The following is a 21,255-nucleotide window of genomic DNA, read 5'->3' as shown; positions in this document are numbered from 1 at the left end:
TCCCGCACCCTGCGAGGCCTCATCCCATGGACGTCGGCGTCTTCATCCCGATCGGCAACAACGGCTGGCTGATCTCCACCACGTCGCCGCAATACCTGCCGACCTTCGATCTCAACAAGGAGATCGTCCAGAAGGCCGAGGGCTACGGCTTCGACTTCGCCCTCTCGATGATCAAGCTGCGCGGCTATGGCGGGCCGTCTCGCTACTGGGACTTTAACCTCGAATCCTTCACGCTGATGGCCGGCCTCGCCGCCGTCACCAACCGCATCAAGATCTTCGCCTCGGTCGCTGTGCTGACCGTGCCGCCAGCCTTCGCGGCGCGCATGGCGGTGACGATCGACTCCATCTCGCACGGCCGCTTCGGCCTCAACATCGTCTCCGGCTGGCAGAAGGCGGAGTACGAGCAGATGGGCATCTGGCCGGGCGAGGTCTTCTTCGCCGACCGCTACGCCTACTGCACCGAATACGTGCACATCATGCGCGAACTCTGGGCGACCGGAAAATCGGACTTCAAGGGCACCTACTTCCAGATGGACGACTGCCGCCTGCTGCCGCAGCCGGAGAAGCCGGTCGAGATCATCTGTGCCGCGCAGAGCGACAAGGGCACGAGGTTCGCCGCCGAATACGGCGACTACAATTTCATGACCAGCTACGGCGTCAACGAGCCGACCAAGTTCGCGCCCAGCGTCAGCCGCTTGGTCGCCGAGACCGAGCGCACCGGCCGCAACGTCGGCGCCCTCGTCATGATGATGGTCATCGCCGATGAGACCGACGAGGCCGCCTGGGCCAAGTGGGAGCTCTACAAGTCCGGCGTCGACCTGGAGGCCCTCGCCTGGCGTAGCGCCCAGGCCGGCGCCGACCCGACCAAGGACCCGTTCGCCACCGTCAACGTGCGCAAGCTGACCGGCAACCCGAACGTCCCGACCAACCAGGGTGTCCTCGTCGGCTCCTACGAGAGCATCGCGCGCATGCTCGACGAGGTCGCCACGGTCCCCGGCGTCCAGGGCGTCATGCTGACCTTCGACGAGTTCGTCTCGGGCGTCGAGAACTTCGGCACCCGCATCCAGCCCCTGATGCAGTCGCGCAAGGCGAAGCTGGCGGCACTGGCCGCCTGACGCTGTCCCTCCGGTTGCCGGTAGCGGCCCGATTGCCGCCACCGGGCCGCCGCCCCAAGATGGCCGAGAACAATCGAGGGAGGAGCGGCGGATGGAACGTCCCGAAGTCCTGCAGCGCGAGGTGAAGGCGCTCGTCTTCGACCAGTACGGCACGATCGTCGACATGCAGGGCGGCCTCACCGAGGCCGTGACGCCCTTCCTGCGAGACAAGGGCTGGGACGGCGATCCGCACCAGTTCGTCACCTGGTGGCGCCGCACCCACTACGAGAACTCGATGATCGACGCGCTCTGCGACCGCGGCCACACGCCCTACCGGCAGATCGGCCACCGCGCCGTCTCGCACGTCATGGACCGGGCCGGCCTCGCCTACACCCAGGACGAGGTGCGCTGGCTGGTGGCGCAGATCGAGACGCTGAAGCCTTTTCCCGACGTTATCGACGCGCTTCATCGCCTGCGCGGCGCGGGCTACCGGCTCGTCATCCTGTCCAACGGCGACCGCGACATGCTGGAGGCCGCGGGGCCGCATATCGGCTTCCCCTTCGACCACGTCATCTCTGTCCAGGAGGCCGGCTATTTCAAGCCGCACTGGAAGACCTACGCCAAGGCCGAGGAGATCGTCGGCCTCGACCGCTCGTCCTGCCTGTTCGTCGCCAACCACGCCTTCGACTGCGTCGGCGCCAAGTCCTACGGCATGCGGACCGCCTTCATCGACCGCCGCCGTCGACCCTTCGGCGAGACCCCGCACCAGCCCGACCTGATCGTGAAGGATTTCGGGGAGCTGGCCGCAGCGATGGGCGCGGCCGTCTCGTAGCCCGCCGGCACCGCCCGCTCATCCCCATTCCCCTCGCCGCCGGGCGCTCCTTCGCGGATGCTTCCGGAACCTTTGTGCGCGCGCCGGTTTATCGCGGACGACTGCGGAGGATCCGCTTCCGCACCACCGCGCCGCGCCGGTGCCGCATCCCGCCGCGGCCGGCGCGTGAAAGAATGGGGGAACGATATGAGCAGCATCTTCTACATCATCGGCGTCGTCGTCGTCGTCCTCTTCATCCTGTCGTTCATCGGCCTGGCCTGATCCCCGGCCGTAACGCCTGCCCCTTTCGAGGAGGATCTTGATGGCCACGGTAAGCCCCACCCCCGGCAGCCCGACCACCGGCAATGCCACTGCCGCACTGCCCGCCGCGTCCCATGACGGGTCCTACATCGACTGGCCGGCGATCATCGCCGGCGCGGTCCTCGCCTCGACGATCTCCTTCGTCCTGTTCACCTTCGGCTCCGGCATCGGCCTGTCGATGACCTCCCTCGAGGCCGACGAAGGCGTGTCGCTGCGCTGGCTGACCATCGCCGCCGGCATCTGGTTCGTCTGGGTGACCGTCTCCAGCTTCAGTGCCGGCGGCTATCTCGCCGGCCGCATGCGCCGCCGCTTCGGCGACGCGACGGAGGACGAGTCCGACACGCGTGACGGCGCACACGGCGTCATGGTCTGGGCGACGGGCGCGCTCTTCGCCATCTTCATGGCGACGGCCGGCCTCGGCAGCGCCCTCGGCATCACCGCCTCCGCCACGGGTGCGGCCGCCGGCGGTGCCGCCAGCGTCATGGCCGAAAGCGGCGACTATTTCACCGACCGCATGCTGCGCGGCGTCGACGTCCCGCCCGAGACCCGCGACGAGGTCGCGACCATCCTCGCCCGCAGCGTCGCCGAGGGCGAAGTCTCCGCCGAGGACCGCGCCTATCTGGTCCAGCTCGCCGCGTCCCAGACCGGAACCGACCCCGCCCAAGTCGAGGCCCGCATCGACGAAGTCCTCGCCGACCTGGAGCAGGCCCGCCAGGCCGCCGTCGAAGCCGCCGAGCGTGCGCGGGTCGCCGGCGTCATCGCCGCCTTCGTCCTCGCCGCCACCATGCTGGTCAGTGCCGGCGCGGCCTATTTCGCCGCCGTGATGGGCGGAAACCACCGCGACAACAACGTCGCCTTCCGCTACGTCGCGGCGACCCGCCGTCGCTGAGCCGATCCGAACCGAACCGGGAGAAAACCCATGGTGCCCGCCCTCCTCGCCTGGCTGCTCGGCGCGCCGCTGATCGTCATCATCATCGTCGCGATCCTCTTGTAGGCGCCACTGGACGGGCCGCGCGAAGTTCGCCGGCCCGTCCGTCCCATCGCCAGCGCCGGCCCCCGGCTGCCCCAGTCAGCCGGGGCCGGCCGGCAGCGGACTGAAACCCGGCTAACCGACCGCTCGCGAACCGCGCTCCGCCGGCCTATGTAACCTCCGCCCTTCCCCGCCGGCGGCTCATGCGTACCGACCTCTTCGACTTCGACCTCCCGCCCGACCTGATCGCGCAGCACGCCGCGATCCCGCGCGATGCCGCGCGTCTGCTCGACGTTCGGTCCGACGGTCTCGCCGACCGCATCGTGCGCGACTTGCCGGACCTGCTGCGGCCGGGCGACGTGATGGTGTTCAACGACACGCGGGTCATTCCCGCCCGGCTGCGCGGCGTGCGCGGCGCGGCGCAGGTCGAGGTGACCCTGCACCTGCAGGAGGGACCGTCGACTTGGCGCACCTTCGCGCGGCCGGCGCGGCGGCTCCGGCCGGGCGAGACGGTGCGCTTCGGCGACGGTTTCACGGCGACCGTGCGCAGCCGCGACGGCGGCGAGGTGGTGCTCGACTTCGACCGCGGCGGGCCGGACCTGCTGGCAGCCCTGGAGCGCCACGGCGAGATGCCGCTGCCGCCCTACATCCGTCGACCGGACGGGCCGGAGCCCGGCGACGCCGACTCCTATCAGACGATCTTTGCCGCCCATCCCGGTGCCGTGGCGGCGCCGACCGCCGCCCTGCACTTCACGCCCGACCTGCTCGCCGCCCTGGACGCACGCGGCGTCAAGCGCGAGACACTGACCCTGCATGTCGGCGCCGGCACCTTCCTGCCGGTGAAGGTCGAGGACGCGCGGGAACATCGCATGCACGCCGAGTACGGCGTGATCGACGCCGCCACGGCGGAACGGCTGAACGCAGCCCGCGCCGCGGGCGGCCGGCTGGTCGCGGTCGGCACCACGGCCCTGCGCCTGCTCGAGTCGGCCGCATCGCCGGACGGCCGCGTCGGCGCCTTTGCGGGGCAGACCGACATCTTCATCCTGCCCGGCTATCGCTTCCGCTGCGTGGACCTGCTGATGACGAACTTCCACCTGCCGCGCTCGACCCTGTTCATGCTGGTCGCCGCCTTCGCCGGGCTGGAGCGCATGCGGTCCGCCTATGCCCATGCCGTGGCGGCCGGCTACCGCTTCTATTCCTTCGGTGATTCCAGCCTGCTGCATCGCGCCGACATCCCCGTGGAGCCGTCGACCCCATGACCCTCGGCTTCGACGTCCTCGCCACCGACGGCGCCGCGCGCCGCGGCCGCCTCGTCACCGCGCACGGCGCCATCGACACGCCGGCCTTCATGCCGGTCGGCACCGCCGGCACGGTGAAGGCGATGCTGCCCGAATCCGTCGCCGAGACCGGCGCCCAGATCCTCCTCGGCAACACCTACCACCTGATGCTGCGTCCGGGGGCCGAGCGCGTGGCGAAACTCGGCGGCCTGCACCGCTTCATGAACTGGCCGGGTCCGATCCTGACCGATTCCGGCGGCTTCCAGGTCATGTCGCTGGCCGGCCTGCGCAAGCTCGACGCCGACGGCGTCACCTTCCGCTCGCATGTCGACGGCAGCTATCAGCGCCTGACGCCGGAGCGCTCGATCGAGATCCAGCACCTGCTCGACGCGAACGTCACCATGGCCTTCGACGAGTGCACCCCCTTCCCCGCCACCGAGGCGCAGGCGGCGGAATCCATGCGCCTCTCGATGCGCTGGGCCGAACGCTCCAAGGCCGCATTCCGGCCGCGCGACGGCTACGGCCTGTTCGGCATCGTCCAGGGCGGCGTGCACCGCGACCTGCGGGCCGAGTCGGCCGAGGCGCTGAAGGCGATCGGCTTCGACGGCTACGCCGTCGGCGGCCTCGCGGTCGGCGAAGGCCAGGAGGCGATGTTCGCCACCCTCGACGTGACGACGCCGCTGCTGCCGTCCGACCGGCCGCGCTATCTGATGGGTGTGGGCAAGCCCGAGGACATCGTCGGTGCGGTGCTGCGCGGCGTCGACATGTTCGACTGCGTCATCCCGACCCGCTCCGGCCGCACCGCCCAGGCCTGGACGCGCACCGGCTCGCTGAACATCCGCAACGCCCGCCATGCCGAGGACGAGGCGCCGCTCGATCCCGACTGCACCTGCCCCGCCTGCCGCAGCTACAGCCGCGCCTACCTCCACCACCTGACCAAGGCGGGCGAGATCCTGGGCGTCATGCTGCTGACCTGGCACAACCTGACCTACTATCAGGACCTGATGCGCGGCCTGCGCGATGCGATCGCCGCAGGAACGCTCGAAACGTTCGCCACCGATTTCGCCGCCGCGCGCCCGCCATCCGCATAGGCGGCGGCGCGTCCACGCTGATGATTCCAGTCAAGATCCGGCATTCGACTTACGCCTAAAGTATACCTCTCCCCGATCGCACAGTGTTGATCGAAGAAAATCGGTCCCCTACGCTGGTCGTCATCCAGAGATGGGGGCATCGATGGGACGGTTGTCTATCATCATGTCCGCCGCCGTCACGGCCGGACTGTGGAGCGCGGCGGCAGCGGCGAGCGACAATCGGGGAGCCGCGGCCGACCAGCGCCCATACCAGCAGATCAGCGAGCAACGGCGGGCGGACGTCGCACCGCAGCTGCGACAGGAGACGCAGCACCCTGCGCCGCCACGGCGTCAGATCCGCTGGCACGAGCCGCCGCGGGCCCCCGCTGCGCTTGCTCCTTCCCCACTGGTCCCTCCTCCCGCACCGCTCCGTCTCGACGGACCGCGCGCAGCCGCTTATTCGCCCCGCAGTCTGGTGATCGACCTGAGCCGGAACGCGCAGGAGGGCGAAGCGATCCGCATGATCGCCGACATGCTCCTTGGCATGGATATCGAACAGACGAAGGCGGAGTTCATCAGGGTACCGAGCCTCGTGCGGAGCTACGGACGGGCCCATGGCGTAGACACCTCCGCCTACCTCGATGCCTATGGCGGCTGGGCGGCAAAGAACGAGTTCGACCGCGCCGCGGTCCAGCAGCGATTCTTCGCGCAGGTGCTCGAGCCGCGCCTCCGGCATGCACGGAAGCCGCCGCTGGAGGTGACCATTCTCTACCCGGTCACGCTCGGCGAGTATGACGGGAGCAGGTTCCCGGTCGCCGCCACGACCTCCAGGAAGAACGACTACGACACGAGCATCGGCGTACCCGGCCTCAACAAGTCCGTCATCCTGGACCTGCCGGGCAGGATGCCGGAGTTCCTCCCGATGGACCAGCAGTCCGCAAGGACCCTGATCGCCGAGATCAGGAACCGTCGGCTGTATCTGTCCGCCGCCGTCCGCATGACCGGGATCGGCACCGACAGATACGGCCGGCCGAGCATGAAGGGCGAAGTAGTCGACGCGGCGTTCTATCGGGATCAGGCGCACGGCCGGTTCGTCGCCGCCGTCGGCGCCCCGGCGCCGCCCGACATGACCTTCAAGATCCCGCCGGCGGGGAACCTCGTCCTGCCGATCGGCGTCGCGGGAGACGGCACGAACGCGCAGAAGATGCTGGCCATGCTGGCGATTCGGGAGAATGGTTTCAGCGGTCGGATGGGCGGCAACAACGAGGCCGCCTTCACCCGTGCCTTCGCACCCGCACCCCTGTACGAGCAGTATTTCGATACCTCGAGCCGGTGGATCACGCGCAACGAGTTGGAATTGGCACGCCTGCGCCAGCGCTTCCAGACGGACGTCGTGCAGCCGGTCATCGGTCAGGCCCCGAAACTGCCGGTCGAGATGTCGTTTCTCTGGCCGATGCAACTCGGCACCTATGACGGCGACAGTTTCCCGCTCTCGTTCAACGGCCGCGGCTTCACGACCACGATCAGGCTGAGCAACTTCGGCTACCACGAGCTACGCATCGGGCTGCTGGGATCGCCGCCCGCCGATCTCCCGATGCCTCCCCCACAGGCCGAGGCCCTGCTCGCCACGGCCGGAAATCGGGCGGTCTACCTGCGGGTCGACGCCCTGCTGACGCACATGCACGGCGATCTGCTGACGGGACGGATCCGGCGGGCGACGTTGTTCGCCGATATCGAGACCACGCGCCCGGTCGCGTCGTTCGACGATTTCAATGATGTACGCCCGGCGATGCTCGGTCACGGGGATCGACTGGAGCCGCACGGCCCCCTTTCGCTCACGCCCGAGACCCTCGATCTGCTAACACTGCGGAATGCGCCGCAGGCATTGGACGAGGAGCGCTGGACGGCCTGGCTCAATCGTCGTCTCCAGGTCGAGCAGACCGTCGGTCGTGCGGATGCCGATGCCTCGGACGATCCGTGGGGACCGTTCTTTCCGGTCGCCTTCAGCCAACGCGAGGTTACGCAGCAGACCCGCGACGCGTTCCGGTCCTGGTCCCTCGCCAGGGCTGCCGGGCTGCCCGACCGCTACCGGCTCCGGCAGGAACTGTTCGTCGAAGCCGGCAAGCCGAGCCCCGTCTTCCAGGCGGCCCGCTCCGGCGAGATCCTCGTGCCCCTGGGTCGCCAGATCGCGCCCTGCAAGCCGGTCATGCGTTTGCCGAAGGAGGCCGGTCTGTTCACCGTCGATCTGACGGAGCAGCAGCTCGGCCAGCGATCGTCCGCGCTGCGGCTGACAGGAGAGTACGACCTCGTCGGCTACCAGTTCGACCAGGGCAAATGCACGCTGGAAATGCGCCCTGTTCGGGTAGTCGCCGCGACCGCCGAGGGCGATGCCCTCGCGACGATCGAGATGGGCAGAGCGGAAATCGCCGCGATCGAGGCGAAGCGGCAGGCGGCCGAAGAGGCCACCGCGGCCGACGCCGCGAAACAGGAACAGGAGAAGCGCGATCGGGCGGTGCGGCAGGAACAGGAACGTCAGCGGGAGCAGGAAGCGCAGCGGCGTGCGCTGGCCGAAGCATCGGAAGCCGCGGGGGCGCGCTACGACATCCTCGGCATCAAGCTGGGCATGACGCCGGAGCGCGCCGAAGAGATCGCCAGGGAGCATCTCGGAGACGTCGTCGCCTTGGCCGACCCCGAAATGGGCAGCGACCCGAGCAAGACGCAGTTCGACCACGGCAGGTTGTTCGTGCAGGCCGAGACGGGCGAGCAGATCGGCCTTTACCTCGTCGACGGCGCCGTCGCCGGCGTCTTCCGCCATCTCGATCTCGCAGGGAAGTCGATCACCTACGGCGACCTGAACACCCTCCTGTACGAGAAGTATGGCGAGCCGACGTTGGGACGCGACCGCAAGTCGGGCTGGATACCCGGATCGACCGATGCGCGCGGCTGCGCCTACGGCGTCGTGCTCAGCGGCAACGCGTCATGGACCGACGAAACCGGCAAGCGGGTCCAGTCCATCCGGCAGAACGACAGACTGATCTCCCTTTACGGAATTCGGCCGTTTTCGATCGACTGCGGCGTCATCCTGACCAACGACATCAGTGCCGAGGGCCCGGACAGGCCAGCGCGCAGCGTCGATACCCTGCTGCTCGATACGAGGCGGCGGACCCAGCCGAACCGATCGGCCGATGCGGAGGTCAAGTTCTGACCCCGGGCGAGCCGTCGGAAAGACGGGGCGCCCTCGGCTGCTCTGCCCCGGAACGCTCCCGGCCCGGGAACGCTCCCGCAAAGTCGCGGCGGTTCAGTTGCAGCGCGCGCTCGGCGCCTGAAGGTCGGCGGTCGGAATGAGGACGATCTTGCCGGCCGAGTCGCATGACGACGCGCTGGTGTCGGCATCCTTGAGGGTACTGCGCAGTGCCGTCGTGAACAGGTTCACCGCGTTGTCCATGTCGCCGCGCATCACGGCATCGTAAGCTTTTCCGAACGTCTGGGAGTGCCCGCCAGTGGCGAAGGTGATGAACCCGACGAGAGTCAGGATGGCGATGTAGTGCATGTCGGCCCCTTCATTACCCCCCGGTAATAGTTAACGGGTATCAGCCGAATGGTTAATGGCAAGTGAATTTCGGCGCATACCCCCCAATATCGGGAACCTGGGAATCCCTCGGAGGTTGATGGCGGCATGACCGACACACTGATCGACAACCGCGCCCGCTCGCGCTTCGAACTCGAGATCGACGGCCAGGTGGTCTTCGCCGACTACCGCCGCCGCGGCACCGACCTCATCATCCCGCACGTCGAGGCGCCCCCCGCGTTGCGCGGCACCGGCGCCGCCGGACGGCTGATGCAGGCCGTGATGGAGCAGGTTCGGGCGGAAGGCGCCAAGGTCACCCCTCTCTGCAGCTACGCCGCCGCTTGGCTCCGCCGCCACCCGGAGTTCGCCGACCAAGTCGCGTAACCAGTCGCCGCCGACAAGAACATAATGCGAACATTGCGCTTGTGTTCCTAGGATCATTTGCCGCATGATCGCGCTTCCCTTGGATGGAGGCCGATCATGCCGTTTGGTGTCAAAACAACGCCCCTCACCGACCGTCAGGAGATTTTCTGCCGCCACGTCGCCCGCGGGGCGAGCGGGGCCGCCGCGGCGAGGTCCGCCGGCTACTCGCCGCACAGTGCCGCGCGCTATGCCGGCGACCTGCTGACCAAGCCGCAGATCCGGCATCGGATCGAGGACCTGCGGGTCCGGCGCGAGGCGGCGCGGCAGACCGGGATCGCCGAGATCGTCGACCGGTTGCGCGCCCTCGCCACCCTCGCCGCCGAGAAGAGCGACCTGCGCACCGCCGTGCGCTGCCTGGAGACCGAGGCGCGGCTCTGCGGCCTCTATCCCGACCGCCTCGCCGCCGGCTTCGCCGGCGCCGACCCGCTGCTCGACGGCATCGACCCGCGCCACCCGGACCTGGCCGCGGCCGACGCCGAGGCCTGGGCCGCCGCGTGGCGCCAGGGGATCAACGTCCCGGAACCGGAGCCCGAGCCGCGGACGGTGCCGCACGTCTACGAGGGCTTCGAGCCCCGCCCGGTCGACGAGTTCACGCCGTTCACCGATTTCCACCCCACCCCCAGAAAACGCTATGAACCTCTATCCGACGTGCCGCCGGAGATTCTCGAAGAGGAGATGCCGGAAGAGGAACCTCTGGACGAGGACGTCCCGCCCGAGGTCCTCGCCGACGACGGTGAGGACGACGGTGAGGACGAAGCCGCCGCTGCCGGCCTGGGCTTCATCACCGGCCGGGCCGACCGTCAGCGCCAGATCGGCGACGCCGAGATGGAGCATCTGTACCGCCAGGCGCCGCCCGTCGCGGTCAATCCCGCCGCACCGGCCTGGGCCCGCCACCCCGACCCGCTCCTGCGCGGCCTCGAAGCCGAGCGCCACGGCTGGGACCCCGCCTGGGAGCGGCCGTGAGCGTCGTGGCGGTCGTCGCGGATCGCGCGCATTGACCCGGAGCGGGCCGGTTCCCATAGAATCCCGGCCCCATCCGATGCGCGAGCCGCACCATGCCCCTGATCCGCACGAGACGCCTCGCCGCCGCCCTGGTCGCGGCCATCCTCTCCGCCGGTGCGGGACTGGCCGGCCTGCCAGCCGCCGCCCAGCAGCAGGCCGGTCCGCGTCCGGCGCCGGGTGTCTGGAATTACGTCGCCCAGGACGGCCTGCACAAGGCGACGGTCCTCGACCTCTCGGGCTTCTTCCAGGTGCAGTGCAAGGAGGCGAAGGTCAGCATCGTCGTGCTGGTCAACAGCGAGGGCGCCCTGCCGACTGCGGGGCGCAAGGAGCCCCTCTCGGCGCAGATGCGTTTCGAAGGACAGACGATCCCGATCACCATGACCGAGCAGCCGAAATACGCCAGCGTCAGCGGCCCCATCCACACGACGGTCTATCTGGTTTCGGTCCAGGGACGCGGTCTCGACATCCTGAACGCGATCAAGAAGGCGCACGCCTTCCTGATCGACCAGGGGCCGGTCGTCTTCGCCTACTCGTCGAAGGGCTCGGGCGCCGCGATCTCCGACCTGGAGAAGGGCTGCGCCGCGCGCTGACGCCACTTAGCGGACACCGCCTCCTGACGTCACATGGTCTGCGACCAGGCTTCCGGCACCAGCGCATAGCCGTCGCCGCTGCGCTTGAGGTGGTTGAAGCCGGGGAAGTGGAGATGCATCCCGGTGACCAACAGGCGGTCGGTGGCGACACGGTCGAAGACGCGGCGCCGCGACGCCTCGGCGGAAGCGGGGTCGATGTCGTAGGCGACGGTGACCTCCGGCCGCGCGGTCTGGACCTCCGGCACGTGCACCGTGTCGCCCCAGATCAGCAGCTGCTGGTCGCCGGAGGCGAGGAGATAGGTGGTGTGGCCGGGCGTGTGGCCGGGCGCCGGGATCGCGGTGACGCCGGGAAAGACTTCGCCCTCGCGGAACAGGCGCCAGCGGTCGCGATAGGGCGCGGACTGCTCGCGCGCCGCCTGGAAGTTCATTCGCCGGGTCCGCTCGTCGGCCTTGGCCATCGCCGCGTCGTCGAACCAGTGCCGCTCCTCGTTCTCGTGGAAGACGAGTTCGGCGTTCGGAAAGAAGGGTTTGCCGGTCTTCATGTCGGTCAGGCCGGCCGAATGATCGGGGTGCATGTGCGTCAGCAGCACCGCATCGATGGCCGCCGGATCGACGCCCGCCGCCGCGAGGTGCGCCTGCAGCCGCCCGACGGTCGGTCCCATATAGTCGCCGGAGCCCGTGTCGATCAGCGCGGTCTTGCCGCCGGAGCGCACGATGAAGCAGTTCACCGACGTGCGCCGCCCCGGCACCGGCCGGAAGTTCGACGCCAGAATCGCATGCGCGTCGTCCGCGCCGATGCCGCGCAGCACCTCGACCGATCCGTCGAGGTAGCCGTCGCTCAGGGCCGTCACGGCGATGTCGCCGATGCGGCGGTGGTAGAAGCCGGGAATCTGCCCGGTCGGCATCTGGTCCATGGGGTTCCTCCGCTGGTTGGGCGCCAGCCTAGCGGCGACGGCACCCGGCGTGTAGGGGCGGTCATTCGGGCCTTGGTCGGCAGCGGCGTCGCGGGGTAAACGGAGATATGGTTCAGCTTCCCTTCGATGCGCCTCCGCCGCCCAAGCCGGCTGCGAGCAACCTTCCGGAGTTCAGCGTCGGCGACCTCGGCCGCGCCATTCGCTCGACCCTGGAGGGCGAGTTCGGTCGGGTGCGCGTCCGCGGCGAGATCAGCAACTTCAAGCGGCACGGATCGGGCCACCTCTACTTCCGGCTCAAGGACGACGAGGCGGTGATCGAGGCCTGCTGCTGGCGCCAGAGTGCCGCACGCCTCGCCATCCGCCCCGAGGACGGGCTGGAGGTGATCTGCACGGGCCGCGTCTCGGCCTATGTCGGCCGCTCGCAGTACCAGTTGATCGTCGAATCGATCGAGCTCGCCGGCGAAGGCGCCCTGCTCAAGCTGCTGGAGGAGCGGCGGAAGGCGCTCGCGGCCGAGGGCCTGTTCGACGAGTCGCGCAAGCGGCCCCTGCCCTTCCTGCCCGACGTGATCGGCATCGTCACCTCGCCGACCGGTGCGGTGATCCGCGACATCATGCACAGGCTGCGCGACCGCTTCCCGCGCCACGTGCTGCTCTGGCCGGTGGCGGTCCAGGGCGAGACGGCGGCGGCCCAGGTGGCGGCGGCGATCCGCGGCTTCGGCGCCATTCCGGCCGACGGTCGGGTGCCGCGGCCGGACGTGCTGATCGTGGCGCGCGGGGGCGGCAGCCTGGAGGACCTGTGGGCCTTCAACGAGGAGGTCGTCGTCCGCGCCGCGGCGGAGAGCCCGATCCCGCTGATCTCGGCCATCGGCCACGAGACGGACACGACGCTGATCGACTTCGCCGCCGACCGGCGCGCGCCGACGCCGACCGCCGCGGCGGAGATGGCGGTGCCGGTGCGGGCCGATCTGCTGGCCCAGCTGCTCGACCGCGAGCGCCGGCTGGTCTCCTGCGGCCGGCGGGCGATCGAAGATCGCGCGGCGCGGCTGGAAGGCCTGGCCCGCGGCCTGCCCGACGCGGCCTCGCTCCTGCAGACGGCGGTCCAGCGCCTCGACGACCGGAGCGAGCGCCTCACCAACGCGGCGGCCAACATGCTGGAGCGCCGCACCGGCCGGCTGTCCGAACTCGCGGCGCGCCTGCGCCACCCGCGCGACCAGATCGAGGCCAAGGCGAGCGAACTGCGCAGCCATGCCCGGGCCCTCGACCAGACGGCGGCGACGCTGGTGACCCGCGCCCGCCACGGCTTCGAGCGATTGTCGGCCGAGCAACGGTTGGTCCGCGGCATGGAGCGCCGGGTCGCCGACGAGCGAGTCCGTCTCGGCAACCTGTCGGCGCTGCTGGAGAGCTACTCCTACCAGCGGGTCCTCGACCGCGGCTTCGCCCTGGTGAAGCACGGCGACCACACCCTCACGTCACGGGCGGAGGTGCGGCCGGGCATGCCGCTGACGCTCACCTTCCGCGACGGCGACGCCCGGGCGACCGCCGCAGGCACCGAAGCGCCACCGGAGCCCGAACCAGCGCCGCAGGTGCGCAAGCCGCGCCGCCGACGCGACGACGAACCGGATCAGGGCAGCCTGCTGTAGAGCAGCGCCCGCACGGCCTCGGCGTCGGCCCAGTGCAGCGACATCGAGATGGGCCGCACCATCGCCCGCGCCTCGGGCGGCAGGCGGACATGGTCCTTCTCGGTCGTCACCGGGATCGCCCGCAAGGCGGCGGCGGCGTCGCACAGCCGCATCACCTCGTCAGGACGATAGCGGTGATGGTCGGGAAAGCTGCGGCTGCCGGCCACGTCGAGGCCCGATTCGGTCAGCATGTCGAAGAACTTCGAGGGCCGGCCGATGCCGGCGAAGGCGAACACCCGCGCGGTCGGCAGGGACAGGATGTCTGGACCGGGAACGGCCGTGGCGCGCAGTACCGGCAGGCGCGCGGCGAGGCGGTCGGCGATCCCGATCCGGTCCGCCCCGACGAGCACCGCCGCATCCGCGCGGCCGAGGCCCCGTGCCACCGGCTCGCGCAGCGGCCCGGCGGGCATCAGACGGCCGTTGCCGAAGCCATAGCCGCCGTCGACGACGACGAGCGACAAGTCCTTGCCGAGCGACGGGTCCTGGAAGCCGTCGTCGAGCAGCAGGAGCCGCGCACCTGCCGCGACCGCGGTCCTGGCTCCCGCTCGGCGGTCGCGCGCCATCCAGGTCGGCGCCGACCGCGCCAGCAGCAGCGGCTCGTCGCCCATGGCGGCAGCGTCGTGCAGGTCGGGGTCGATCCGCAACGGGCCGGCGGTGCGCCCACCATAGCCGCGGGCCAGGACGTGCGCGTCGCAGCCGTACCGCTCGCGCAGCAACGGCAGCAACGCCAGGACGACCGGCGTCTTGCCGGCGCCGCCGGCGACGAGGTTGCCGATGCAGACGACCGGAACGCCCACCCGTTGCGGCCGGCGCGCGACGAAGCGGGCGGCGCCCCACAAGCGGGCGACCGGCGTCAGCGGCTGGAGCAACAGCGGCCAGGCGCCGCGCCCGTCCTGCCAGAAGCGCGGCGGCCGCATCTCAGTCAGCTGCCGGCTTCCGGATCGGGTCGAGGAAGGGTGCGAGTTCCGCGAGAACCGCTTCGAGCACCCTGCCGCGCCCCGCGACGAACGCCGCCGCCGCATCGGCCAGTCGCTGTCGCTCCGCCGGGTCCGCTAGCAGCCGGTCGACGGTCGCACCCAGGCCGGCCGCATCGTCAACCAGCGCGGCCGCGCCGGCTTTCGTCATGCCCGATACGGTCTCGGCGAAGTTCGCGACGTGCGGGCCATGAAGCACCGCGCAGCCGAGCCTAGCCGGCTCCAGCAGGTTGTGGCCCCCGTGTGGCACCAGCGAGCCGCCGACGAATGCCACCGGCGCCAGCCGATAGAACAGGCCGAGTTCGTCGATCGTGTCGGCGATGTAGAGTTCGGTCTGCGGCTCGATGCGATCACCGGCCGACCGGCGCGCGACCGAGAGGCCCCCACGTCGCAGTTGGTCCGCGACCGCCTCGCCCCGTTCGGGATGGCGCGGCGCGATGATCGTCAGCAACGCTTCGTGCCGCCGCGCCGCGATGCGATGTGCAGCGCCGACAAGTTCTTCCTCTCCGGGATGCGTGCTCGCCGCCAGCCACACCGGCCGTCCCGCCACAGCGGCCCGAAGCCGGTCCAACGCCTCGCCGTCGGCCGTCAGCGGATCAGCAGCGTCCTTCAGGTCGCCGACGCAGCGAACCTTCAGCGCTCCCAGCGAGCGCAGGCGCGCCGCCTGCTCCGGGCTGCGTGCCAGACAAAGGGCGAAGCCTCTGAGCAGACTCGCGGCTGCCGACGGCGCCCGCGACCAGCGGCGATACGAGCGGTCCGACATCCGGCCGTTCAGCAGGACGATCGGGATGCCCGACCGCCGCACCTCGGTCAGCATGGTCGGCCACAGCTCCGACTCGACGAGAAGCGAGAGATCGGGCCGCCAGTGCCGCAGGAACCCGCGCACCGCCCCAGGCGTGTCGACGGGCGCATACTGGTGGATGGCACCCGGCGGGAGCCGGCGCGACAGCATCGACGCCGACGCGGTGGTCGTGCTGGTGACGAGCACGGTCGGTGCCGACGGACGGTCGCAGATCGCCTGCACCAGCGGCAGTACCGACACCGATTCGCCAATGCTCGCGGCGTGGACCCAGACCAGCCCGCCGGCGGGCCGCGCCATGCCGGGCACGCCGAGCCGTTCGCCGAGCCTTCCGGCATCTTCCCGCCCGGCAGCGAGACGGCGGCGCAGCAGGAGTCCAACGGCGGGAGCCGCAAGTGCCGCCGCTGCGCGATAGGCGGCCAGTCCCGCGCTCATGCCGTGCCCTCGCATCGGGCGGCCGGAGTGCGGAACTGCAGACCATGCAGTCGGGCATAGAGGCCCTGGCTCGCCACGAGGGCGCCGTGACTGCCGGATTCGACGATCTGGCCATCCTCGACGACGTGGATCAGGTCGGCATCGGCGATGGTCGACAACCGGTGCGCGATCACGATGCAGGTCCGCCCAGCCATCAGGCGCCTCAACGCGGCCTGCACCTGAGCCTCAGACTCGCTGTCCAGCGCCGACGTGGCCTCGTCGAGCAGCAGGATCGGCGCATCCTTCAGCATGGCACGCGCGATCGCGATCCGCTGCCGCTGCCCGCCCGACAGCCGCTGCCCCTGTTCGCCGACCATCGTCTCATAGCCGAGCGGCATCGCCCGAATGAAGTCGTCGGCGCCGGCCGCGACCGCGGCGGCTGTGATGTCGGCGTCGGTTGCGTGGGCGCGACCATAGGCGATGTTGGCGCGGACGGTGTCGTCGAAGAGGGCCGGCTCTTGCGTAACGATAGCGATCGCTTCGCGAAGCGAGGTCAGTGTGACGTCCCGGACGTCCTGACCGTCGATCGTGACCCTGCCCTCGTCGACGTCGAAGAAACGCGGAACGAGATTGAGAATGGTCGATTTGCCCGCACCGGACGGCCCGACCAGGGCCGTGGTTCGCCCGCCGGCTGCGACAAAGTTGGCCCCGCGGAGCGCTGCCGGCTGCGTCTCATAGCCGAACCAGACGTTCTCGAACCGGACTTCGCCGCCGGCGAGGCGAAGATCGCTTGCATCGTGGCGGTCTTGGATCTGCGGCTGCAGGTCGATCAGATCGAAGACCCGCTGCGCCGCAGCGAGCCCCTCCTGAAGGACGGCATTGAGGCTGGCGAGACCCTTGAGCGGCTGATACGCCATCATGAGGGCCGCGACGAAGGAGAAGAAGGTCCCCGGCGTCGTCGTGCCGGCGAGCACCCGGCCGCCGCCGTAGACGACGACCGAAGCGACGGCAATGCCCGTCAGCGCCTCCATGACAGGACGCGTCGCCGTGCGCAGCCGGGCTGTCTTCGCCAGTGCATCGGTGAAGGTATCGACGCGCAGACCGGCGCGCGCGGCCTCGTGATCCTCCCGACCGTAAGCCTTTACGTGCCGGGCGCCTTGGAAGGCCTGCTCGATCAGGCCGGCCAGACTGCCCGCCCGCTCCTGGGCTTGGGCAGAAGCCGTACGCAGGCGCCGACCGACCCTCACGATCGGCACGACCGCGGCGGGAAAGACGAAGAACGCCACAGTGGCCAGCCGCCAATCCTGCCAGAACATTACGCCGACGAGGCAGCCGAGCGTCACCGCGTCTCGCGCCACACCGACCAGTCCCCGGGCGAGCGCCTCGCGCAACAGCTGCAGGTCGGTGGTGAAGCGCGAAACCAGCGCGCCTGTACTGTTGGCCGCATAGAAGGCGAGGTCGGCCTGCAAGAGGTGCGCGTACATCGTCTTCTGAAGGTCGGCGACCACCTGCTGTCCGACGAGGGCGACAAGCACTTCCTGAAGGTAGGCGGCGCCGCCCTTGAAGCAGGTCAGCAGCACCACGGCGACCGGCACGATGACCAGCATCTCGACATCACGCTGGATGAAGACCCGGTCGAGCGCCGGCTGCATCAGCCAAGCCAGACCGGCTGTTGCCACTCCCCCGACGGTCATTGCCGCCATGGCGATTGCTATGCGGCGTCCATGGCGGCGAACATGGTCGCGCAGAAGCCGCCGCACGAGGACCGCGCTCCGCTCCGCGACGGGTGCTGCGTAGGTTGCCGACATCGCGGCAGTCATATCACAGGTCGACATCGTACCCGATGGTCGCGCCGCCGCGGCGCTCGGCCGCGACGGTCGATCAGGACATCAGGCGGCGCGCGGCACCATCACCTCGAACGGTCGGTCGAGCGGCGCAACGTGGTCGAGCAACGCGCGCGCACATGCCTGCCACGTGAAGCCGAGAGCATGTCGTCGGCAGGCCGCCGGATCCAGCATGAGAGCCGCCCGCACCGCCGCGCCGAGATTCTCCGAGAGCACGCCAACGGGAGACGAGCCCACGACATCGAGTGGCCCTCGCGTCGGATAGGCGGCCACCGGCACACCGGACGCGAGCGCTTCGAGCAGCACGAGCCCGAATGTGTCAGTCCGGCTCGGAAACACGAATACATCGGCGGCGGCAAAATACCGGGCTAGTTCCTCGCCATGCTTGGGGCCGACGAAGCGCACGGACGGATAGCGGCTCCGCAGTTCAGCCAGTTGAGGGCCGTCGCCGACGACGTATTTGGTGCCCGCGATGTCGAGCGACAGGAACGCCTCGACGTTCTTTTCGACGGCCACGCGGCCGACATACAAAGAGATCGGGCCAGCCCCCTCTAGGCAGGCGTCAGGATCAGGCCGGAACAGCGTGGTATCGACGCCACGCGACCAGAGCGCCAGATGCTCGAAGCCACGATCTGCGAGATCCGCCTTGAGCCCGGCGGTGGCGACGAGCGTCGCACGGGCGGGGGCGTGGAAACGGCGCAGGAGCCGGTAGCCCAGTGCGACCGGCATGCCGGTGCGCGCATGAACATACTCCGGGAAGCGGGTGTGGAACGCTGTTGTGAACGGCACGCCGCGCGCAAGGCAATAACGACGCGCGCGCCAGCCGAGCGGTCCCTCGGTCGCGATATGGATAGCGTTTGGCGCGAAGCTCTCGATGTCGCAGACGAACCGCCCGCCCGGCGGGAAAGCCAGCCGGATCTCCCCATAGGTAGGACAAGCGACGCTGCGATAGGATTCGGGGCTGATCACCCTAACCGTATGCCCCTCGGCCTCGATTAACGGAATGACCGTCGCGTAAGTTCTGACGACACCATTGACCTGCGGCGCCCAGGCGTCTGTCACGAGGAGTATCTTCATGCTGCCTGCGCCACCAGTTCGGGCACCGTGCGATCGACGACCTGCGCCATCTCCGCCCAATGAAGGATGTGCAGATGACCGCGATCGTCTTCTACGAGCGCAGTGCAGCTCTCTACCCAGTCACCATCGTTGCAGTAGAGAAGCCCATCGAAGTCGCGGATCGCGGCCGTGTGGATGTGGCCGCAGATCACGCCATCGACGCCGCGCCGCCGGGCAGCGGCAGCGACCTCCGTCTCGAACCTGCTGACGACCTGGACCGCATTCTTTACCTGCCGCTTCAGGTAGGCCGACAGCGACCAATAGGGCTTGCCGAATAGACGTCTGCCCCGATTGAACCAAGTGTTGAGCATTAGGGTGAGCGTGTAGGCATGGTCGCCGAGAACAGCCAGCCAGCGAGCATAGCAGACAACCGCATCGAACTCGTCGCCATGCACAACCAGAAGGCGACGACCATCCGCAGTCTCGTGGATCGCCTCGCCGACGATGCTGATGCCACCGAGTTCCGTGTCCAAGTAGCCGCGCATCAACTCGTCATGGTTTCCGGGAATATAGACGACCCGGGTCCCAGACAGCGCCTTGCCGAGAAGCGCCTGGATCACCTCATGGTGCAAAGCGTCCCAGTAGCCACGGCGCTGAAGCCGCCAGCCATCGACGATGTCGCCGACCAAATAGAGGTTCTCGCATTCCGTGCGGCGCAAGAAATCGAGAAGCATTGCTGCTTGGCATCCGCGCGTCCCTAGATGAACGTCGGATATCCAGATTGTCCTGTACCGAAGCTTCCGCATCACCACCCACCCCTGTGGATGCCAAACAATGATGCCGGTCTACAGGACTAATGTGACATCTTCACTTCCCGGACAGCCGACCTAACAAAATATATTATCCCTACAAACGGAAACGTCATGCACCCGAAACATAATCGCAATCTGCGAAGAGGTAGGCTTTGTAATTTCAGCCTGCGAGGCTCTACTCAGCGCCCAGCGACAGTCATGCCCTCGATCATCAAGGTCGGCGCGTTAACCGCCGCTCGGAACACGAGGTCGTCGGCGGCGGTCAGCGCGAGGAACATGTCCTTTAGGTTCCCAGCGACGGTAATCTCGCTCACCGGATACGCAATTTCACCGCGCTCGATCCAGAAGCCTGCGGCACCGCGGCTGTAGTCGCCCGTCAGAAGGTTCACCCCTGTACCGATCATCTCCGTCACGAGAAGCCCTTGGCCTATTTCGCGGATCAACTCGGCTGGAGATTGCCTACCAGGCTCGAGGTAGAGATTCGTCGTCGACGGAGACGGCGGGCCGCCGGTTCCGCGGGACGCATGGCCTGTGCTCGAGAGTCCGAGTTTGCGAGCCGCATAGAGATCGAGTACCCAACTCTTGAGGACCCCGTCCTGGACCAGCAGGGTCCGGCCGCTTGCGAGGCCTTCGGCGTCAAAAGGCTTCGATGCTAGCCCGCGCGGCTGCAGTGCATCGTCCACAATATTGATACCTTGCGGAAAAATCCGATCCCCCATGCGGTCCTTCAGGAAGCTGGTGCCTCGAGCGATCGAGCTTCCGTTGATCGCCCCGGCGAAACTGCGCAATAGCCCCCCCGCCAGCCGCTGGTCGATGATGACGGGCACTTTAGCGGTGGCGGCCTTGCGCGGGTTCAGCCGCCGGACCGCCCGTTCTCCGGCACGGCGACCGACGGCTGCGGGATCGTCTAGGTCCGCTCCGTGAACGGTGCTGCTGTAGTCATAGTCGCGCTCCATGCCGGTCCCGGAACCCGCCAGAGCGCTCACGCTGACGGAGTGGCTCGATCGCGCGTAAGCACCGGCGAAGCCGTTCGTTGCGGCCAAAGCGATTCGCGTCAGGCCCCATCCGGCCTCAGCACCCTCCGAGTTCGTCACGCCCGAGACGGCCAAGGCCGCCTCCTCGGCGGCGCGCGCCCTGTCGACGAGGGTTGCCGTCTCCGGCTCGGTCCAATCGCAGATGTCCAAGTCAGGCACCTGATGCGTGATCTGATCTGGATCAGCGATCCCGCAGAAGGCGTCCTCCGGCGCTACGCGAGCCATTGCAACGGCGCGTTCAACGAGTTCGGACACTGCTTCAGGCCGGCGGTCGTTGCCAGAAACGATCGCCTGCCTACGGCCTATGAAGACGCGAAGACCAAGGTCGTACCCCTCGCTTCTCTCCAGCCGCTCCGGGCGCCCGAGGCGCTGCGCGACAGAGATGGAGTGGCCCTCCGCCATCAGCACATCCGCCGCATCCGCGCCAACGGATTTTGCCTTCGCCAAGACATCGGCGAGGAAGTTCAGCAGATCGGCGTCAGGGGCAGTCATGTCAGCTATGCTTCCGTTGCGGCATGGGCTTCATGCGTAACACATTGCCCGTGGGCTGCGGCGGTCAAGATCCCGGGGCGCACGGGGATCCGTCGCAGAATTGCACTGACA

18 protein-coding genes are annotated in these 21,255 nt (G+C 68.8%); 10 read left to right on the top strand and 8 right to left on the bottom strand.

Features of this window, described 5'->3' with window-relative positions; genetic code table 11:
• The first annotated feature begins 26 nt into the window (after positions 1-26).
• The 6 genes from rutA (at position 27) to ABIE65_RS04760 (ending at position 8,748) form a co-directional block, all read left to right on the top strand.
• Entirely contained in the window at positions 27-1,115 is a 1,089-nt protein-coding gene (rutA, locus tag ABIE65_RS04785) for a pyrimidine utilization protein A (protein WP_354075949.1), read from the top strand.
• 91 nt (positions 1,116-1,206) lie between these two features.
• The gene (locus ABIE65_RS04780; protein WP_354075948.1) at positions 1,207-1,926 is read left to right on the top strand and encodes a haloacid dehalogenase type II; all 720 of its coding nucleotides are present in this window, start codon (positions 1,207-1,209) and stop codon (positions 1,924-1,926) included.
• A 301-nt stretch (positions 1,927-2,227) separates the two neighbouring features.
• Positions 2,228-3,115, top strand: a complete 888-nt coding sequence (locus tag ABIE65_RS04775) for a hypothetical protein (protein ID WP_354075947.1) — start codon at positions 2,228-2,230, stop codon at positions 3,113-3,115.
• Positions 3,116-3,399: 284 nt separating this feature from the next.
• Positions 3,400-4,455: a tRNA preQ1(34) S-adenosylmethionine ribosyltransferase-isomerase QueA gene (gene queA / locus ABIE65_RS04770; RefSeq protein ID WP_354075946.1), complete on the top strand. Its 1,056-nt coding sequence runs from the start codon at positions 3,400-3,402 to the stop codon at positions 4,453-4,455.
• The gene (gene tgt / locus ABIE65_RS04765) at positions 4,452-5,564 is read left to right on the top strand and encodes a tRNA guanosine(34) transglycosylase Tgt (RefSeq protein WP_354075945.1); all 1,113 of its coding nucleotides are present in this window, start codon (positions 4,452-4,454) and stop codon (positions 5,562-5,564) included. The genes queA and tgt overlap by 4 nt, the downstream gene beginning before the upstream one ends.
• 142 nt (positions 5,565-5,706) lie before the next feature.
• Positions 5,707-8,748 (top strand): hypothetical protein, encoded by a 3,042-nt coding sequence (locus tag ABIE65_RS04760; protein WP_354075943.1) that lies wholly within the window; start codon positions 5,707-5,709, stop codon positions 8,746-8,748.
• A 93-nt stretch (positions 8,749-8,841) separates the two neighbouring features.
• Here ABIE65_RS04760 and ABIE65_RS04755 read toward each other — a convergent pair whose 3' ends face one another.
• The gene (locus ABIE65_RS04755) at positions 8,842-9,093 is read right to left on the bottom strand and encodes a hypothetical protein (protein ID WP_354075942.1); all 252 of its coding nucleotides are present in this window, start codon (positions 9,091-9,093) and stop codon (positions 8,842-8,844) included.
• A 126-nt stretch (positions 9,094-9,219) separates the two neighbouring features.
• On the opposite strand from ABIE65_RS04755, the gene ABIE65_RS04750 reads away from it, so the two are divergent.
• The 3 genes from ABIE65_RS04750 to ABIE65_RS04740 all read left to right on the top strand — a co-directional run bounded on the left by ABIE65_RS04750 (position 9,220) and on the right by ABIE65_RS04740 (position 11,126).
• Positions 9,220-9,495 carry a GNAT family N-acetyltransferase gene (locus tag ABIE65_RS04750; protein ID WP_354075941.1) on the top strand — a complete coding sequence of 92 codons (276 nt, stop codon included), beginning with the start codon at positions 9,220-9,222 and terminating at the stop codon, positions 9,493-9,495.
• A 96-nt stretch (positions 9,496-9,591) separates the two neighbouring features.
• Entirely contained in the window at positions 9,592-10,497 is a 906-nt protein-coding gene (locus ABIE65_RS04745) for a terminase small subunit (protein WP_354075940.1), read from the top strand.
• Between the two features lie 92 nt (positions 10,498-10,589).
• On the top strand, positions 10,590-11,126 hold the full coding sequence (locus ABIE65_RS04740) for a hypothetical protein (protein ID WP_354075939.1): 537 nt from the start codon (positions 10,590-10,592) through the stop codon (positions 11,124-11,126).
• Between the two features lie 29 nt (positions 11,127-11,155).
• Here ABIE65_RS04740 and ABIE65_RS04735 read toward each other — a convergent pair whose 3' ends face one another.
• Positions 11,156-12,040, bottom strand: a complete 885-nt coding sequence (locus tag ABIE65_RS04735; protein ID WP_354075938.1) for an MBL fold metallo-hydrolase — start codon at positions 12,038-12,040, stop codon at positions 11,156-11,158.
• A gap of 107 nt (positions 12,041-12,147) precedes the next feature.
• Here ABIE65_RS04735 and xseA point away from each other — a divergent pair, with 107 nt between their 5' ends.
• Positions 12,148-13,680 (top strand): exodeoxyribonuclease VII large subunit, encoded by a 1,533-nt coding sequence (xseA, locus tag ABIE65_RS04730; RefSeq protein ID WP_354075937.1) that lies wholly within the window; start codon positions 12,148-12,150, stop codon positions 13,678-13,680.
• Here the strand turns inward: xseA and lpxK are convergent.
• From lpxK to ABIE65_RS04700, 6 genes are all read right to left on the bottom strand, one after another.
• Complete coding sequence (gene lpxK, locus ABIE65_RS04725; RefSeq protein ID WP_354075936.1) at positions 13,662-14,636, bottom strand: tetraacyldisaccharide 4'-kinase; 975 nt, start codon at positions 14,634-14,636, stop codon at positions 13,662-13,664. The two genes, xseA and lpxK, sit on opposite strands and share 19 nt — an antisense overlap.
• 1 nt (position 14,637) lies before the next feature.
• Positions 14,638-15,927 (bottom strand): 3-deoxy-D-manno-octulosonic acid transferase, encoded by a 1,290-nt coding sequence (locus ABIE65_RS04720; protein ID WP_354075935.1) that lies wholly within the window; start codon positions 15,925-15,927, stop codon positions 14,638-14,640.
• Complete coding sequence (locus ABIE65_RS04715) at positions 15,924-17,714, bottom strand: ABC transporter ATP-binding protein (RefSeq protein WP_354075933.1); 1,791 nt, start codon at positions 17,712-17,714, stop codon at positions 15,924-15,926. The genes ABIE65_RS04720 and ABIE65_RS04715 overlap by 4 nt, the downstream gene beginning before the upstream one ends.
• Before the next feature lie 81 nt (positions 17,715-17,795).
• Positions 17,796-18,827, bottom strand: coding sequence for a glycosyltransferase family 4 protein (locus tag ABIE65_RS04710; protein ID WP_354075932.1), 1,032 nt, complete (start codon positions 18,825-18,827; stop codon positions 17,796-17,798).
• Positions 18,824-19,612, bottom strand: coding sequence for a UDP-2,3-diacylglucosamine diphosphatase (locus ABIE65_RS04705; RefSeq protein ID WP_354075931.1), 789 nt, complete (start codon positions 19,610-19,612; stop codon positions 18,824-18,826). Before ABIE65_RS04705 ends, ABIE65_RS04710 begins: the two co-directional genes overlap by 4 nt.
• A 185-nt stretch (positions 19,613-19,797) precedes the next feature.
• Positions 19,798-21,144 carry a TldD/PmbA family protein gene (locus tag ABIE65_RS04700; RefSeq protein WP_354075930.1) on the bottom strand — a complete coding sequence of 449 codons (1,347 nt, stop codon included), beginning with the start codon at positions 21,142-21,144 and terminating at the stop codon, positions 19,798-19,800.
• Positions 21,145-21,255: the final 111 nt, after the last annotated feature.

Source organism: Constrictibacter sp. MBR-5, assembly GCF_040549485.1.
GTDB lineage: Bacteria > Pseudomonadota > Alphaproteobacteria > JAJUGE01 > JAJUGE01 > Constrictibacter.
This window is presented reverse-complemented; position numbering and strand designations above follow the sequence as displayed.

What these genes read in the sequence shown, in the direction of transcription:
- rutA (WP_354075949.1), top strand. Translation starts at nt 27, where the DNA reads ATGGACGTCGGCGTCTTCATCCCGATCGGCAACAACGGCTGGCTGATC.
- ABIE65_RS04780 (WP_354075948.1), top strand. Translation starts at nt 1,207, where the DNA reads ATGGAACGTCCCGAAGTCCTGCAGCGCGAGGTGAAGGCGCTCGTCTTC.
- ABIE65_RS04775 (WP_354075947.1), top strand. Translation starts at nt 2,228, where the DNA reads ATGGCCACGGTAAGCCCCACCCCCGGCAGCCCGACCACCGGCAATGCC.
- queA (WP_354075946.1), top strand. Translation starts at nt 3,400, where the DNA reads ATGCGTACCGACCTCTTCGACTTCGACCTCCCGCCCGACCTGATCGCG.
- tgt (WP_354075945.1), top strand. Translation starts at nt 4,452, where the DNA reads ATGACCCTCGGCTTCGACGTCCTCGCCACCGACGGCGCCGCGCGCCGC.
- ABIE65_RS04760 (WP_354075943.1), top strand. Translation starts at nt 5,707, where the DNA reads ATGGGACGGTTGTCTATCATCATGTCCGCCGCCGTCACGGCCGGACTG.
- ABIE65_RS04755 (WP_354075942.1), bottom strand. Translation starts at nt 9,093, where the DNA reads ATGCACTACATCGCCATCCTGACTCTCGTCGGGTTCATCACCTTCGCC.
- ABIE65_RS04750 (WP_354075941.1), top strand. Translation starts at nt 9,220, where the DNA reads ATGACCGACACACTGATCGACAACCGCGCCCGCTCGCGCTTCGAACTC.
- ABIE65_RS04745 (WP_354075940.1), top strand. Translation starts at nt 9,592, where the DNA reads ATGCCGTTTGGTGTCAAAACAACGCCCCTCACCGACCGTCAGGAGATT.
- ABIE65_RS04740 (WP_354075939.1), top strand. Translation starts at nt 10,590, where the DNA reads ATGCCCCTGATCCGCACGAGACGCCTCGCCGCCGCCCTGGTCGCGGCC.
- ABIE65_RS04735 (WP_354075938.1), bottom strand. Translation starts at nt 12,040, where the DNA reads ATGGACCAGATGCCGACCGGGCAGATTCCCGGCTTCTACCACCGCCGC.
- xseA (WP_354075937.1), top strand. Translation starts at nt 12,148, where the DNA reads ATGGTTCAGCTTCCCTTCGATGCGCCTCCGCCGCCCAAGCCGGCTGCG.
- lpxK (WP_354075936.1), bottom strand. Translation starts at nt 14,636, where the DNA reads ATGCGGCCGCCGCGCTTCTGGCAGGACGGGCGCGGCGCCTGGCCGCTG.
- ABIE65_RS04720 (WP_354075935.1), bottom strand. Translation starts at nt 15,927, where the DNA reads ATGAGCGCGGGACTGGCCGCCTATCGCGCAGCGGCGGCACTTGCGGCT.
- ABIE65_RS04715 (WP_354075933.1), bottom strand. Translation starts at nt 17,714, where the DNA reads ATGTCGGCAACCTACGCAGCACCCGTCGCGGAGCGGAGCGCGGTCCTC.
- ABIE65_RS04710 (WP_354075932.1), bottom strand. Translation starts at nt 18,827, where the DNA reads ATGAAGATACTCCTCGTGACAGACGCCTGGGCGCCGCAGGTCAATGGT.
- ABIE65_RS04705 (WP_354075931.1), bottom strand. Translation starts at nt 19,612, where the DNA reads ATGCGGAAGCTTCGGTACAGGACAATCTGGATATCCGACGTTCATCTA.
- ABIE65_RS04700 (WP_354075930.1), bottom strand. Translation starts at nt 21,144, where the DNA reads ATGACTGCCCCTGACGCCGATCTGCTGAACTTCCTCGCCGATGTCTTG.